Raw genomic sequence first — 14,352 nt, 5'->3', positions numbered from 1 at the left:
ACAGCGTGCGCTTTTTTGATTAGCGTGGCGTCCTTTTCCCACGGACGGATGTTCGCTATGTATGGTCTGATGATTATTCTGCTGCCGCTGATTGCTGGTTATCTGCTGCATCTGCAGCAGCCGGTACTGCTACGCGCGGTGGCGCGGCTGCTCAGTGCGCTGGTCTATATCATTCTGTTTTTTATGGGCGTGAGCCTGGCATTTCTTGATAATCTCAGCACGAATTTGCTCACCATTTTTTATACCGCTTTTATCTCTGGTCTCTTGATTCTCGCCTGTTCGCTGCTGGCGTTCTGGCTGCTTGAGCAGCGTCTGCCGTGGCGGCATCAGCATAAAGCGCAGGCGCTGCCGTCGCGTCTCGCGATGGCGCTGGACTCACTCAAGCTGTGCGGCTCGGTGCTGGGCGGATTTCTGCTCGGCCTGACGCAGTGGGCTCCGCTGCGCCATGCGGCCACCGTCAGCGAATATGCCCTGATCCTGATGCTGTTTCTGGTGGGCGTTCAGCTGCGCAGCAGCGGCATGACGCTGCGGCAGATTACGCTTAACCGGCGGGGTGCGCTGGTGGCGGCCGTGTCGCTGGCTGGCGCACTGGCCGGAGGCGCACTCGCCGCTGTCTGCCTTGGACTGCCGCTCAAAACCGGCCTCGCGCTGGCCAGCGGCTTTGGCTGGTATTCGCTTTCCGGCATTCTGATGACGGACGCGTTTGGTCCCGTTATCGGCAGCGCAGCGTTCTTTAACGATCTGCTGCGTGAGCTGATCACAATTATGCTGATCCCGCTGCTTATTACCCGGCACCGCAGTATGACGCTGGGCCTGAGCGGTGCCACCTCCATGGATTTCACCCTGCCAATTCTGCAGCGTGCCGGCGGCATGGAGATCGTCCCTGCAGCCATCGTGCACGGCTTTATTATGAGCCTGCTGGCCCCGGTGCTGATCGCCTTTTTTTCCGCCTGACGGGTCTGCAGCGCACTTTTTCACGGCTGGCGCGCAGCGGCTTCGTCTACGCTTTCTGACTGACAGATTTTTGCCATCAGCATAGATGGCCCCCCATCAGAAAGGAGCAAATGATGAAACAAACTGTGGCCGCCCTGCTGGCACAAACGCTGGAGAGCGCAGGCGTAAAACGTATCTGGGGCGTAACCGGTGATTCGCTTAACGGCCTGAGTGACAGCCTGAATCGCATGGGTACGATTGAATGGATGCCAACGCGACATGAAGAGGTGGCCGCGTTTGCCGCCGGTGCAGAAGCGCAAATCAGCGGCGAGCTGGCGGTCTGCGCCGGCTCCTGCGGTCCCGGTAACCTGCACCTGATTAACGGGCTGTTTGACTGCCATCGTAACAATGTGCCGGTGCTGGCGATTGCCGCGCATATTCCTTCCAGCGAAATTGGCAGCGGCTATTTTCAGGAGACGCATCCGCAGGAGCTGTTTCGCGAATGCAGCCACTACTGTGAGCTGGTCTCTAATCCGGAGCAGCTGCCGCAGGTTCTGGGCATCGCCATGCGTAAAGCGATCCTCAACCGCGGGGTCTCTGTGATTGTCCTGCCGGGTGACGTGGCGCTGCAGCCCGCCCCGAAAAGTGCGCGCAGCGAATGGTATCCGCCGCAGCTGCCACAGGTCGTGCCGGCCGCAGCGGAGCTCGCTACCCTGGCGGAAACGCTTAACGGCGCGGGCAATATTACGCTGATGTGCGGCAGCGGCTGCGCCGGTGCCCATGCTGAAGTTGTCGCCCTGGCAGAACGGCTTAAGGCGCCGGTAGTGCACGCACTGCGCGGCAAAGAACACATCGAATATGACAACCCGTATGATGTTGGTATGACCGGGCTGATTGGTTTCTCTTCCGGCTATCACGCCATGATGAATGCCGACACCCTGATCCTGCTCGGCACGAAATTCCCCTACCGTGCCTTCTACCCCGCCAGCGCGCGTATCATTCAGATCGATATCAACCCCGGCAGCCTGGGGGCGCACAGCCATGTCGATATGCCGCTGGTGGGTGACGTTAAAGCCACGATCCAGGCGCTGCTGCCGCAGCTTGAGGTGCATGACGATCGCCATCATCTCGATCGTGCGCTGGAGCACTACGCTGACGCCCGCAAGAGCCTGGACGATCTGGCAACCGCAAACGACAACCAGGCGATCCATCCCCAGTATCTGGCACAGCAGATCAGCCGCTACGCCGCTGACGACGCCATCTTTACCTGCGATGTCGGCACGCCCACCGTCTGGGCGGCGCGCTATCTGCAGATGAACGGCAAACGGCGCCTGCTAGGCTCGTTTAATCACGGCTCTATGGCGAATGCGATGCCGCAGGCGCTGGGTGCGCAGGCTATCAACAGAGAGCGTCAGGTGGTGGCGCTGTGCGGCGACGGTGGCTTCAGTATGCTGATGGGAGACTTTATCTCGGTAGCGCAGCTGAAACTGCCGGTTAAGCTGGTGATTTTTAACAACAGCGTGCTGGGCTTTGTGGCAATGGAGATGAAAGCGGGCGGTTATCTTACCGACGGCACCGACCTGGAAAATCCTGATTTTGCTGCGATTGCCGCCGCCTGCGGCATCAAAGGTATCCGGGTTGAAAAAGCGTCAGATCTCAATGCGGCGCTGGAGCAGGCTTTTGCGCATGATGGCCCGGTCCTGGTGGATGTGCATACGGCTAAAGAGGAGCTGTCGATGCCGCCGCAAATCAAAGCGGAGCAGGCAAAAGGCTTTAGTCTCTATATGCTGCGCGCCATCCTCAACGGACGCGGCAATGAGATCACCGAGCTGGCGAAAACCAACTGGCTGCGGTAAAACAAAGCTCCTGCCGGACAGGCAATAATGCGGGCGAACAGCCCGCTTTTTCTTTCAGGAGAGCCACGTGATCGATTTGCGCAGTGATACCGTAACCCGCCCGAGTGCGGCGATGCTGGACGCCATGATGAACGCCGCCACCGGAGATGACGTCTATCGTGACGATCCCACGGTCAATGCACTGGAAGCCGAAGCGGCAGCGACAAGCGGCAAAGCGGCCGCGCTGTTCTTTCCTACCGGCACCCAGGCTAATCTGGTGGCGCTGCTGTGCCACTGCCAGCGCGGCGATGAATATATCGTTGGCCAGCAGGCGCACAACTACAAATATGAAGCGGGGGGCGCGGCGGTGCTGGGCAGTATTCAGCCTCAGCCAATCCTTGCCGCGGAGGATGGTACCCTGCCGCTGGCGGACGTGGCCGCTGCGATTAAGCCGGACGATATTCATTTTGCCCGCACCCGCCTGCTGAGTCTGGAAAATACTCATCACGGCAGAGTACTGCCGCTCAGCTATCTGGAGCAGGCGTGGCACTTTACCCGCGAACGCGGGCTGGCGCTGCATATTGATGGCGCACGTATCTTTAATGCCGTGGTGGCACAGCAGGTGACGCTGGCAGAAATTGCACGCTACTGCGATACGCTGACTATCTGCCTCTCAAAGGGACTGGGCACGCCGGTAGGCTCGCTGCTGTGCGGCGACAGCGCTTATATAGAGCAGGCGCGGCGCTGGCGTAAAATGACCGGTGGCGGTATGCGCCAGGCGGGCATTCTGGCGGCGGCCGGACGCTATGCGCTGCAGCACAACGTGACCCGGCTGCAGGAGGATCATGACAACGCCGCGTGGCTGGCAGAGCAGCTGCGCGCGCTGGGTGTGGAGGTGATAAGCCAGCAGACAAACATGCTGTTTGTGCAGGTTCCGCCAGAGCAGACAGATGCGCTGCAGCGCTGGATGCACGCCGCCGATATTCTTATCAGCGTGGGCGCCCGGACGCGCATGGTGACCCATCTCGATGTGTCCCGCGCCGATCTGCAGCAGGTCGTCGCACGCTGGCAGGCGTTTCTGCAGTCAGCGGGCTGACCGCTAGCGCGCTGCGCCATACTGTGCCAGCAGCGCCCGGGCTATCGCCAGCGTCTCTGCGTCAGCAACGCCCCGGTAGTCGCGCGGGCGGAAGTGCATCTGAAAGGCCGCAATCAGCCGGCGCTGCATCTCAGGCGTTGTCGCGCCCGCCACGTCATAGCCATACTGCTGCAGCGCTGTCAGCAGCGGCTGCGGATCTACAACGCTGCTGGCAGACTGCCCCGCCAGATAACGGGCAGTAATCGCCGGATCGGGCCAGGCGCCGCTTCCCTGCGCGGCCAGCTGCTGCCAGGGAAAGAGCGGACCCGGGTCCTGCTTGCGCTGCGGCGCAATATCGCTGTGGCCCACGATATTTTCGGGCGCAATAGCGTAACGCTGCTGCAGATCGCGCAGCAGCGCCGCCAGTACGGTGATTTGATCGGCTGTATAAGGCTGCCACCTTAGCCCGGTTAGCGTACGCTGATAGCCTGCATTGACTATCTCAATCCCTACAGACGTGTCATTAATCCGGGTTGCACCGCGCCAGAAACTGGGCCCGGCATGCCAGGCAAGCTGCTGCTCCGGCACCAGCTGCCAGACCACTCCCCTTCCCGATCTCTGCGGCGGCTGGCGCGGGATCAGATAGTGTGCGCTGACCTGCCGATCGGTCAGGGTTGCCAGCGAAGAGGAGAAATCGTCCGCGGTGTAGTGGATCACTACAACTTTAATGCGCGGTCGCGCGCCCTGCGCCGGATGAGTGGTATCGGCCCAGTAACCCTGACGCGCTTCCATTGAGGAGTGACAGGCGCTGAGCAGCAGCGCCATCGCTGTAACCAGCAGTAAACGCATTAGCGCACGATAACGGCGGTGCCGGAGACGCTGACCATCAGCATACTGCTGTCTTTACCCACGGTTTCGTAATCGATATCGATACCGACTACCGCGTTAGCGCCCAGCGCTTTCGCCTGATCGCCCAGCTCCTTAAACGCAATCTCCCGCGCCTTGCGCAGCTCTTTTTCATAGGCACCTGAGCGGCCCCCTACGATATCGCGGATACCGGCGAAGAAATCGCGAAAAATATTGGCGCCCAAAATCGCCTCGCCGGTCACAACGCCGCAGTATTCAGTAATGCTGTGGCCTTCCAGAGTTGGTGTCGTCGAAAATTTCATGGTTATCTCCTGAAGATGTCGATGGAACCCGCACGCATGGTGCTGAAAAAGCACGACTATACTCTATGCTAAAACCCATGCTTTGCCACAGAACAATAAGGAACCGGAGATGAGAATCAAAGCCCTTGCACTGCTGGCATCAGCAGCAACGCTGCTGAGCGCCTGTACCACCGTAGAGCCGGTTATCAGGGATAATGGCCCGCGCAGTGCGTCCTGTATCGATGGCGGGCCGGATAGCGTGGCGCAACAGTTTTATGATTTACGCGTGAAGGCACCCTCAGCAGGCCTGCCTGACCCTGCGCTGCTGGCCAGATATCGCCCTTATCTGAGCGATCATCTTTATCAGACGCTGCTGCAGGCGCGGGAAAAACGCAATCAGCCGGCAGAGTGGCGTCAGGGCGATCTCTTTTCCAGCCTGGCGCAGGGGCCGGATGCTGCTGAGGTTGACAACGCCTCTTCGATCCCCAATCGCGATGCGCGAAATATCCCGCTACGCGTTACGCTGACACGCGGTGATAAACAGTGGCGCGATGAGGTGCTGATGATCCGCGAAGGCGAGTGCTGGGTGGTGCAGGATGTGCGCTATATGGCAGCGTGGCCGCATGCCGGTGGCGGCTCACTCAGCCAGCTGCTGGAGCAGAAAAAATAGCGCATTTTTTTGTTATCCTGCTCACACATTAGGGTGCCACATCGGTAGAGAGCCCCTGACCGGTGTTAACGTCAGGCGTGAAAGTCGCGCAAACCACGCCTGATGCAGGCCGCACAATTTTCTGCTGCACCGGAGCGGGTAATGCGCTGTTTAATAAATTTTAAGTCACCCGATTTGCATAACTATGCCGGGAACGTTAAGATTTGCGGCACTATTTGCTCTCTATTTTTCCGCGCATGAGTATTCAATTAAACGCTATTAACTGCTTTTACGGTGCCCATCAGGCGCTGTCTGACATCAACCTGGAGTGTCCGCAGGGAGAGACGCTGGTGCTGCTCGGTCCCAGCGGTGCCGGGAAGAGCTCACTCCTGCGCGTACTCAATCTGCTGGAGCTGCCGCGTTCTGGTACGCTGCAGATTGCCGGCAACCAGTTTGACTTTACCAAAACGCCTGCTGACAGCGCGATTCGCGAGCTGCGCCAGAACGTCGGCATGGTATTCCAGCAATATAACCTCTGGCCCCACCTGACGGTTATGCAAAACCTCACTGAGGCTCCCTGCCGGGTGCTGGGCCTGACAAAAGAGGCGGCGCGCGCGCGTGCCGATAAGCTGCTGGAGCGCCTGCGCCTGACGCCTTATGCCGATCGTTTTCCGCTGCACCTCTCCGGTGGTCAGCAGCAGCGCGTGGCGATTGCCCGCGCGCTGATGATGGAGCCGCAGGTGCTGCTGTTCGATGAGCCCACCGCCGCGCTCGATCCGGAAATTACCGCGCAGATCGTGACGATTATTCGTGAACTGGCACAGACGCAGATCACGCAGGTTATTGTGACCCACGAGGTAGAAGTGGCGCGCAAAACCGCCAGCCGCGTGGTCTATATGGAGAATGGTCACATCATTGAACAGGGTGATGCCAGCCGCTTTACACAGCCGCAAACCGATGCGTTTGCACACTATCTTTCGCACTAAGTCAGGATGCTAATAATGAAAAAAGTTGTACTTGCTGCCCTGCTCACCACGCTGAGCCTGAGCGCTTCCGCTGCACAGACGCTGCGTTTCGCTACCGAAGCCTCTTATCCGCCGTTTGAATTCGTTGACGCTGAGAACAAAATTCAGGGATTCGATGTCGATCTCGCTAACGCCCTTTGCAAAGAGATGGATGCGACCTGCACCTTTACTAATCAGGCGTTCGACAGCCTGATCCCCAGCCTGAAATTCCGCCGTTTTGACGCGGTAATGGCCGGTATGGACATCACGCCGGAACGTGAAAAGCAGGTGCTGTTCAGCAAGCCTTACTACGATAACTCTGCCACCTTTATTGCGCAGAAAGGCAAGCTGGCTGATGTTGCTGCCCTTAAAGGCAAGCGCGTCGGCGTACAGAACGGTACCACCCACCAGAAGTTCCTGACTGACAAGCATAGCGATATTACTATCGTGCCTTACGACAGTTATCAGAACGCCGTACTGGATCTGAAAAATGGCCGCATCGATGCCGTCTTTGGTGATACCGCCGTGGTCAATGAATGGCTGAAGCAGAACGCAACGCTGGCACCGCTGGGTGAAAAGGTCACGGATAAAGATTACTTTGGCACCGGCCTGGGCATCGCCGTGCGTCAGGGCAACGCTGAACTGCAGGGTAAGTTCAACGCGGCACTGGATAAGATCAAAGCTGACGGCACCTACAAGACTATCTACAGCAAATGGTTCCAGCAGTAATCTCTGATGAATGAAATGATCTCACTTGCAAGTGCCGCCGGGATAACCGTCGGCCTTGCTGTTTGTGCGCTGATCGCCGGCCTTGTGCTGGCAATGCTGTTTGCTGGCTGGGAGTCGCTGCGCATAAAACCGCTGGCGTGGGTCGGCACCGTGCTGGTCACGCTGATCCGCGGTCTGCCGGAAATCCTGGTCGTCCTTTTTATCTATTTTGGTGCCTCACAGCTGCTGCTGACGCTCTCTGACGGTTTCAGTCTTAATCTGGGCCTGGTGACTATTCCGGTGCAGCTGCAGATTGAGAACTTTGATGTCAGCCCGTTTCTCTGCGGGGTGATTGCGCTGGCTATGCTCTATTCCGCCTATGCATCACAGACGCTGCGCGGTGCGCTGAAAGCAGTACCGGCAGGCCAGTGGGAATCTGGTCAGGCGCTGGGGATGAAAAAGTCTGCCATCTTTTTCCGGCTGATTATGCCGCAAATGTGGCGACATGCGCTGCCGGGCCTCGGCAACCAGTGGCTGGTGCTGCTGAAAGATACGGCGCTGGTGTCGCTGATTAGCGTTAACGACCTGATGCTGCAGACGAAAAGTATCGCTACGCGTACGCAGGAGCCGTTTACCTGGTATCTGGTGGCGGCCGCTATCTATCTGGTGATTACGCTGTTCAGTCAGGCGATTTTACGCCGCATTGAATTACGCACCACGCGTTTTGAGCGGGGAGCCTGACATATGCTCGACTATTTACCCGAACTGTTAAAAGGTCTGCATACCAGCTTAACGCTGACGCTGGCCTCACTGGCGGCCGCGCTGCTGCTGTCGCTGCTCTGTACTGTCGTGCTGGCGCTGAAAGTCCCGGTCGCCAGCCTGCTGGTAAGAGGCTATATCACGCTGTTTACCGGTACTCCCCTGCTGGTGCAGATTTTCCTGATCTACTACGGGCCGGGCCAGTTTCCCGCTATTCAGAGCGTACCCTGGCTCTGGCATCTGCTGTCGCAGCCCTGGCTGTGCGCGATGCTGGCGCTTTCGCTCAACAGCGCCGCCTACACCACCCAGCTATTTTATGGTGCGGTACGCGCTATTCCGGCGGGTCAGTGGCAGTCATGCGCCGCGCTCGGCATGAACCGCAAAGATACGCTGCGTATTTTGCTGCCCTATGCGTTTAAGCGCGCCCTCTCCTCCTATTCCAACGAGGTGGTGCTGGTGTTTAAAAGCACCTCGCTGGCCTACACCATTACGCTGATGGAAGTGATGGGCCACGGTCAGATGCTCTACGGACGCACCTATGACGTTACGGTGTATGCGGCGGCGGGTCTGATCTATCTGGTGGTTAACGGCGCGCTGACGCTGCTGATGCGGCTGATAGAGAAACGCGCACTGGTATTTGAGCAGCGCAGCTAATCGCCACCGGAGCGGTTGCTTGTGCGCCATGCCGGCGTCAGAGCAGCCGCCCATTACAAAGCCTTACTTATCCAAAATAATTGCATAAAAATTCATTCAATGGCATTGTGTCACGCATTCCGCTTCTGGCTTGCTTATGAGAATGACATGATGAAAAAATGGATTATCGCCGCAGCGCTCGCTGCGGTTACTGTGAATGCTTATGCAGCTGAAAAAATACGTTTTGCTGTTTCCGCTACCTATCCGCCGTTTGAATCACTGGATCACGACAATCAGATTGTGGGCTTTGATATCGATCTGGCGAAAGCGCTCTGTGCGAAAATCAAAGCGGAGTGCACGTTCACAAATAATGCGTTTGACAGCCTGATCCCGTCACTGAAGTTCCGCCGTTATGATGCGGTGATTTCCGGTATGGATATTACCGCCGAGCGCAGTAAGCAGGTCGATTTCAGCCAGCCTTACTATGCCAACTCCGCTATCGTCATTGCCCGTAAAGGAGAGTTCAGCGATTTCAGCCAGCTGAAAGGCAAACGTATCGGCGTAGAGAACGGCACCACTCACCAGAAATATCTGACTGAAAAGCATCCGGACGTAGTAGCGGTCGCGTATGACAGCTATCAGAATGCGATTCTCGACCTGAAAAACGGCCGCCTCAATGGCGTATTTGGCGACAGCGCCGTGGTCAGTCAGTGGCTTAAAGCCAATGAGGATCTCACTACCGTGGGCGAGCACGTGACCGATGCCGGATACTTTGGCAACGGGCTGGGTATTGCCGTGCGTAAGGGTAACAGTGACCTGCTGAATGAGTTCAATACCGCGCTGGCGGCTCTGAAAGCTGACGGCAGCTGGCAGCAGATCAACCAGAAGTGGTTCCCGGAGTAATTTCTCTTCTCAGCGCGTGCTGCGTTATGCAGCACGCGCCCGATCGTTACGCGTCAGCAGACATAACACTTCAAAATGAGCAGTGTGCGGGAACATATCAAACAGCTGCACTTTTTGTATGTTGTAATCACTAAGCCGGGCAATATCCTGCGCCAGGGTGGCAGGATTGCAGCTGGAGTAAAGAATAAAAGCCGGAGCCATGTTGCTTAAATAGTCGCACAGCTCGCTGCCAATGCCGCGGCGCGGCGGATTAACCAGCACCAGCTGCGGGACATCTTCCCGTGAGGTAGCGAAACGGGTGGAATCCAGAGCGGCAAAGTGCACCTTCTCCAGCCCCAGCTGCTGCGCCGATTGCTGCGCACAGGCTATCGCTTCAGAGCTGATTTCAATGCCCGTCAGCGTCATCTCCGGGGTGGCGCAGTGCAGGCCAAATCCACCCACGCCGCAAAAAAGATCCCACATACTGGTCACGTCCAGCTCCGCTACCCAGTCGCGCGCGGTGGCGTAAAGCGCGGCCGCCACCTGCGGGTTGGTCTGGAAAAAGCTTTGCGGACGGATATAAAGCGGTACCTGGTTAAAGCGTTCCGGCAGCGCCTGCTGCGCGGTGAGCGCAATCTCTTCCTCCCCCTCCAGAATCGCCATATGTACCGGCTGAATATTGGCAGAGATCACCTTCAGCTGCGGCAGCTGCTGCTGCAGCCACGGCAGTGCCGCCTGCAGCTGCGGCACCTTACTGGCTGAACGCAGCACAAAACGCAGCATCATGCCGCCCTCGCTGCTTTCTGTCAGCAGCAGAAACTTCAGTTCGCCGCGCCTGCGCGTCACGCTGTAAGGCGTAAGGCCGGCACGGGCGATAAAGGGTTTGAGCAGCGCAAACACCGGCGCAAAGCTGGCGGGATAGAGCGGACAGGCGCAGAGATCGACCGGCTCGCCGTCAGGTGCCACCAGACCAAAAACAGGGCGCTCCACGCTGCCGCTGACGACCATTTTGGCCTTATTGCGAAACCCCTGCTCCGCCGACGTCACCGGACGCCGCCAGTCGCTGACCGGCATCGCTGCAAGCAGCTGAGCAAGCCGCGCCTGCTTATCGCTGACCTGCTGCGGATAGGGTTTCTCCAGCCACTGACATGAACGGCAGCGGCCAGCGTCATAAAGCGCGCAATGCATGGAACAACCTGTACTCGGAGAAAAAATGGGGGGCGATTGTATCACCGGATGCGGAAAAATGCGCGACTGCTGGCCGGCACAAACAGCAGCAGCACAATCAGCACGTCCGGCAATTTCTGCTGCAGCGTGTGGTGAATAATCTGCAGATTGTTTTCACCCGAAATACTGAATATCTCCGGATAGATCCAGCCCACCGACGCCATCAGCATATAGAACAGCACCACAACCTGGCTGAGCGTATAGCCCCAGCGGCCGCGATTGCTGCCGCGCATCAGGGTAAAAGCACAGCGCAGTTCAAACAGAAAAATCAGCTGGCTGGCGATAAATATCAGGGTGGAGTCCCAGGCCTGTGCGCTGCGGTGCACAAAGTTAGCCATCTCCTCATAGCCCAGCTCGCCAGCCATCATCATCACGCTGAGGCAGCGGGTAATAATAATCGCAATACCGGCAATCGTTACCGGCACCGGCGTTGAGCTCAACACAGCGTTTTTCAGCGTTTCCGACATCACCCAGGCTCCATAAGAAAAGGCTGGCAACGCCAGCCTTGCTTATAGTGGCAAACTCACGGGATTTCAGCCACGTTTTGCTTTCTGAATATCACGCAAACGCTGTTTTTCTTCATGCGCCATAAAGCGCCAGGCGATGAAACCGACCAGCCCGACCACAAACAGAATAATCGACGCCAGCGCGTTGATCTCCGGATTCACCCCGCGTCGTACCGTGGCGAAGATCGCCATCGGCAGCGTGGTCGCTCCCGGACCGGTAACAAAACTGGCGATCACGAGGTCATCAAGCGACAGCGTAAAGGCCAGCAGCCAGCCGGTTACAATGGCGGGCGCAATCATCGGCACGGTGATCACAAAGAACACCTTCAGCGGCGTGGCGCCCAGATCCATCGCGGCCTCTTCAATAGAGCGATCCAGTTCGCGCAGGCGGGCGTTGATCACTACCGCAACATAAGCGGTACAGAATGTGACGTGCGCCAGCCAGATAGTCAGCATGCCGCGGTCGCCCGGCCAGCCCAGCGTGTTCGCCATCGCCACAAACAGCAGCAGCAGCGACAGACCGGTAATCACGTCAGGCATAACCAGCGGTGCGGTCAGCATAAAGGCGAAACCGCTGTGACCGCGAAAGCGGCCAAAGCGCACAATGATCACCGCCGCCAGGGTACCCAGTATCACGGCCATGGTGGCTGAAAGCCCGGCAATGGTCAGGCTCAGCCCGACGGCATCGAGCATCGCCTCATCCTGAAACAGGACGCGATACCAGTGAAAAGAGAAGCTCTCCCACACCGTGACCAGCTGCGAGCTGTTAAAGGAGTAGACCACCAGCAGCAGCATGGGCGCATAGAGAAACAGAAAGCAGAGCACCAGAATAGCGGTACGCCACGGCGAGCGAATAACCGGTAGCTGATTCATGCTTTCTCTCCCGCAGCGCGATTTTGATGCTTGTGGAACCAGATAATCGGCAGGATCAGGATCAGCAGAATGGTTACCGCCAGCGCGGAGGCCACCGGCCAGTCGCGGTTATTAAAAAACTCCTGCCAGAGAATGCGGCCAATCATAATACTGTCCGGGCCGCCCAGCAGTTCCGGGATCACATACTCCCCTACCGCCGGTATGAACACCAGCATCGACCCGGCGATAATGCCGCCTTTGGTCAGCGGCACAATCACGCTGAAAAAGGTTTTCAGCGGACGCGCGCCTAAGTCCAGCGACGCTTCCACCAGCGAATAGTCGATACGCGTCAGCGCGGTATAGATCGGCAGCACCATAAAGGGCAGATAACAGTAAACAATACCGATATAGACCGCCGTATTGGTGTAGAGGATCACCAGCGGATGATCGATAACGCCAAGCCACAGCAAAAAGCGATTCAGAATGCCGTTATTGTTCAGTAACCCCATCCAGGCGTAAACGCGCACCAGGAATGATGTCCAGGAGGGCAGGATCACCAGCAGCAGCAGTATGGTGCGCATCGACGGCTTGCTGTGCGCAACCGCCCAGGCGAGCGGATAGGCGATAAGCAGGCAAATTACCGTGGAGATCGCCGCCACTTTAAGCGAGGTCAGGTAGGCTTCAGCGTAAAGCGGATCGTCCGTCAGCGTAAAATAGTTGCCGAGGTTCAGCACGACATTCAACTGGTCATCCGCCCAGGTCACCAGGTCAGTGTAAGGCGGGATGGCGCGGGCGATATCGGCAAAGCTGATTTTAAGCACAATCAGAAACGGCAGCAGGAACAGCAAAATCAGCCACAGGTAAGGCAGCGCAATCACCAGTTTGCGTCCGTGCTGCATCTTCATGCGGGTCGCCCAGCGCTGCAGTGGCGTGCCCGCCAGTACCGGCTGAGGCCGTGGAGAAATCTGACTCATAACCGCCCCCTAGACCGTCAGAACCACACAGCTGTCCGCATCCCAGCAGAGACGCACTTCATCTCCCCAGACGGGCGCACCTTTGCGAAAACGATGCGCGTTCTGCAGCTGCGCGCTGATCATCTGTCCACTGTGCAGGCGCACGTGGTAAATCGACAGATCGCCCAGATAGGCGATATGCGCCACCTCGCCCACGGCAAAGTTGCAGCCGTCAGCCGGTACCGTATCGCACAGCATCACCTTTTCCGGGCGCAGCGCAATGTGGACCGGGACATTGTCGACAATGGAGACATCCGTCTGGACCTTCAGCGGATGCATCAGGCCGGGGCTATCAATCACCACGCCCTCGTCACGCCGCTCGCGCAGCAGCCCCTCAAACACGTTAACCGAGCCGATAAACTCTGCGCTATAGCGGCTGGTAGGATGCTCATAAATCTCTTCCGGCTCACCAATCTGCACAAACTTACCGCGATTCATGATGGCAATACGTCCGGCCATAGTCATCGCCTCTTCCTGATCGTGCGTGACCATGACGCAGGTAGCACCCACGCGCTCCAGAATATCCACCACCTCATGCTGCATGCGATCGCGCAGTTTTTTATCCAGTGCACCCATCGGCTCATCCAGCAGCAGCAGTTTAGGCCGTTTTGCCAGGCTGCGGGCCAGCGCCACGCGCTGACGCTGCCCGCCTGAGAGCTGATGCGGTTTGCGGCTGGCGTACTCCTGCATATGCACCAGCGCCAGCATCTCCGCCACGCGGCTGGCGATTTCTGCTTTGGATAATTTATCCTGCTTCAGGCCAAAGGCGATGTTTTGCTCCACTGTCATATGCGGAAACAGCGCGTAGGACTGAAACATCATATTGATAGGGCGCTGATAGGGCGGCACGTGAGAGAGATCCTGACCATCCAGCACAATCTGGCCGCTGCTGGGGATCTCAAATCCTGCCAGCATGCGCAGCAGCGTCGATTTGCCGCAGCCAGATGCACCCAGCAGGGCAAAGATTTCACCTTTGTAGATAGTCAGGCTGACATCATCTACGGCGTGCTGACCCTCAAACGATTTGGTCAGGTTACGGATCTCCAGCAGCGGCGTTAATGCCTTTGCTGATTTACTCTGGGGACGGGAAATCGCGTCGTTCACTAACATTTCTCCGGCGCTAAGCGG

Annotated in this window: 16 protein-coding genes; 9 read left to right on the top strand and 7 right to left on the bottom strand. The window is 57.8% G+C overall.

Annotation, left to right across the window (positions count from 1 at the left end; all coding sequences use genetic code 11):
- Positions 1–57 precede the first annotated feature (57 nt).
- The 3 genes from F3J39_RS02190 (at position 58) to ltaE (ending at position 3,864) form a co-directional block, all read left to right on the top strand.
- Positions 58–954, top strand: a complete 897-nt coding sequence (locus tag F3J39_RS02190) for a lysine exporter LysO family protein (protein WP_071668675.1) — start codon at positions 58–60, stop codon at positions 952–954.
- 113 nt (positions 955–1,067) lie between these two features.
- Positions 1,068–2,789, top strand: a complete 1,722-nt coding sequence (gene poxB / locus F3J39_RS02185; protein ID WP_104084716.1) for a ubiquinone-dependent pyruvate dehydrogenase — start codon at positions 1,068–1,070, stop codon at positions 2,787–2,789.
- Positions 2,790–2,856: 67 nt separating this feature from the next.
- Complete coding sequence (ltaE, locus tag F3J39_RS02180; RefSeq protein WP_104084715.1) at positions 2,857–3,864, top strand: low-specificity L-threonine aldolase; 1,008 nt, start codon at positions 2,857–2,859, stop codon at positions 3,862–3,864.
- A 3-nt stretch (positions 3,865–3,867) separates the two neighbouring features.
- Here the strand turns inward: ltaE and F3J39_RS02175 are convergent, their stop codons facing one another.
- Entirely contained in the window at positions 3,868–4,692 is an 825-nt protein-coding gene (locus tag F3J39_RS02175) for an N-acetylmuramoyl-L-alanine amidase (RefSeq protein ID WP_104084714.1), read from the bottom strand.
- Complete coding sequence (locus tag F3J39_RS02170) at positions 4,692–5,012, bottom strand: heavy metal-binding domain-containing protein (RefSeq protein ID WP_039383506.1); 321 nt, start codon at positions 5,010–5,012, stop codon at positions 4,692–4,694. Before F3J39_RS02170 ends, F3J39_RS02175 begins: the two co-directional genes overlap by 1 nt.
- Positions 5,013–5,121: 109 nt before the next feature.
- Here F3J39_RS02170 and F3J39_RS02165 point away from each other — a divergent pair, with 109 nt between their 5' ends.
- The 6 genes from F3J39_RS02165 to artJ (F3J39_RS02140) all read left to right on the top strand — a co-directional run bounded on the left by F3J39_RS02165 (position 5,122) and on the right by artJ (F3J39_RS02140) (position 9,647).
- A complete protein-coding gene (locus F3J39_RS02165) occupies positions 5,122–5,661 on the top strand; it encodes a lipoprotein (protein WP_166713791.1) in 540 nt (179 codons plus the stop codon).
- A 236-nt stretch (positions 5,662–5,897) separates the two neighbouring features.
- Entirely contained in the window at positions 5,898–6,626 is a 729-nt protein-coding gene (gene artP / locus F3J39_RS02160; protein WP_039383501.1) for an arginine ABC transporter ATP-binding protein ArtP, read from the top strand.
- 15 nt (positions 6,627–6,641) lie between these two features.
- Positions 6,642–7,373 (top strand): arginine ABC transporter substrate-binding protein, encoded by a 732-nt coding sequence (artJ, locus tag F3J39_RS02155; RefSeq protein ID WP_071668670.1) that lies wholly within the window; start codon positions 6,642–6,644, stop codon positions 7,371–7,373.
- A gap of 6 nt (positions 7,374–7,379) precedes the next feature.
- Positions 7,380–8,093: an arginine ABC transporter permease ArtQ gene (artQ, locus tag F3J39_RS02150; RefSeq protein ID WP_113655680.1), complete on the top strand. Its 714-nt coding sequence runs from the start codon at positions 7,380–7,382 to the stop codon at positions 8,091–8,093.
- A gap of 3 nt (positions 8,094–8,096) precedes the next feature.
- Positions 8,097–8,765: an arginine ABC transporter permease ArtM gene (gene artM / locus F3J39_RS02145; RefSeq protein ID WP_094111973.1), complete on the top strand. Its 669-nt coding sequence runs from the start codon at positions 8,097–8,099 to the stop codon at positions 8,763–8,765.
- A 150-nt stretch (positions 8,766–8,915) separates the two neighbouring features.
- On the top strand, positions 8,916–9,647 hold the full coding sequence (gene artJ, locus F3J39_RS02140; protein ID WP_039383495.1) for an arginine ABC transporter substrate-binding protein: 732 nt from the start codon (positions 8,916–8,918) through the stop codon (positions 9,645–9,647).
- A gap of 24 nt (positions 9,648–9,671) precedes the next feature.
- Here artJ (F3J39_RS02140) and rlmC read toward each other — a convergent pair whose 3' ends face one another.
- From rlmC to potG, 5 genes are all read right to left on the bottom strand, one after another.
- Positions 9,672–10,814 carry a 23S rRNA (uracil(747)-C(5))-methyltransferase RlmC gene (rlmC, locus tag F3J39_RS02135; RefSeq protein ID WP_104084712.1) on the bottom strand — a complete coding sequence of 381 codons (1,143 nt, stop codon included), beginning with the start codon at positions 10,812–10,814 and terminating at the stop codon, positions 9,672–9,674.
- A 41-nt stretch (positions 10,815–10,855) separates the two neighbouring features.
- On the bottom strand, positions 10,856–11,320 hold the full coding sequence (locus F3J39_RS02130; RefSeq protein ID WP_039383491.1) for a YbjO family protein: 465 nt from the start codon (positions 11,318–11,320) through the stop codon (positions 10,856–10,858).
- A 66-nt stretch (positions 11,321–11,386) separates the two neighbouring features.
- Complete coding sequence (potI, locus tag F3J39_RS02125; RefSeq protein WP_071668666.1) at positions 11,387–12,232, bottom strand: putrescine ABC transporter permease PotI; 846 nt, start codon at positions 12,230–12,232, stop codon at positions 11,387–11,389.
- Complete coding sequence (gene potH, locus F3J39_RS02120; RefSeq protein WP_071668665.1) at positions 12,229–13,185, bottom strand: putrescine ABC transporter permease PotH; 957 nt, start codon at positions 13,183–13,185, stop codon at positions 12,229–12,231. The genes potI and potH overlap by 4 nt, the downstream gene beginning before the upstream one ends.
- Positions 13,186–13,194: 9 nt before the next feature.
- Entirely contained in the window at positions 13,195–14,328 is a 1,134-nt protein-coding gene (gene potG, locus F3J39_RS02115) for a putrescine ABC transporter ATP-binding subunit PotG (RefSeq protein WP_148310066.1), read from the bottom strand.
- Positions 14,329–14,352: the final 24 nt, after the last annotated feature.

The organism is Pantoea sp. Acro-807, from assembly GCF_011752675.1.
GTDB classification, from domain to species: Bacteria; Pseudomonadota; Gammaproteobacteria; order Enterobacterales; family Enterobacteriaceae; genus Pantoea; species Pantoea eucrina.
The sequence above is the reverse complement of the archived record's forward strand: the minus strand, read 5'-3'. Positions and strand labels throughout refer to the sequence as shown.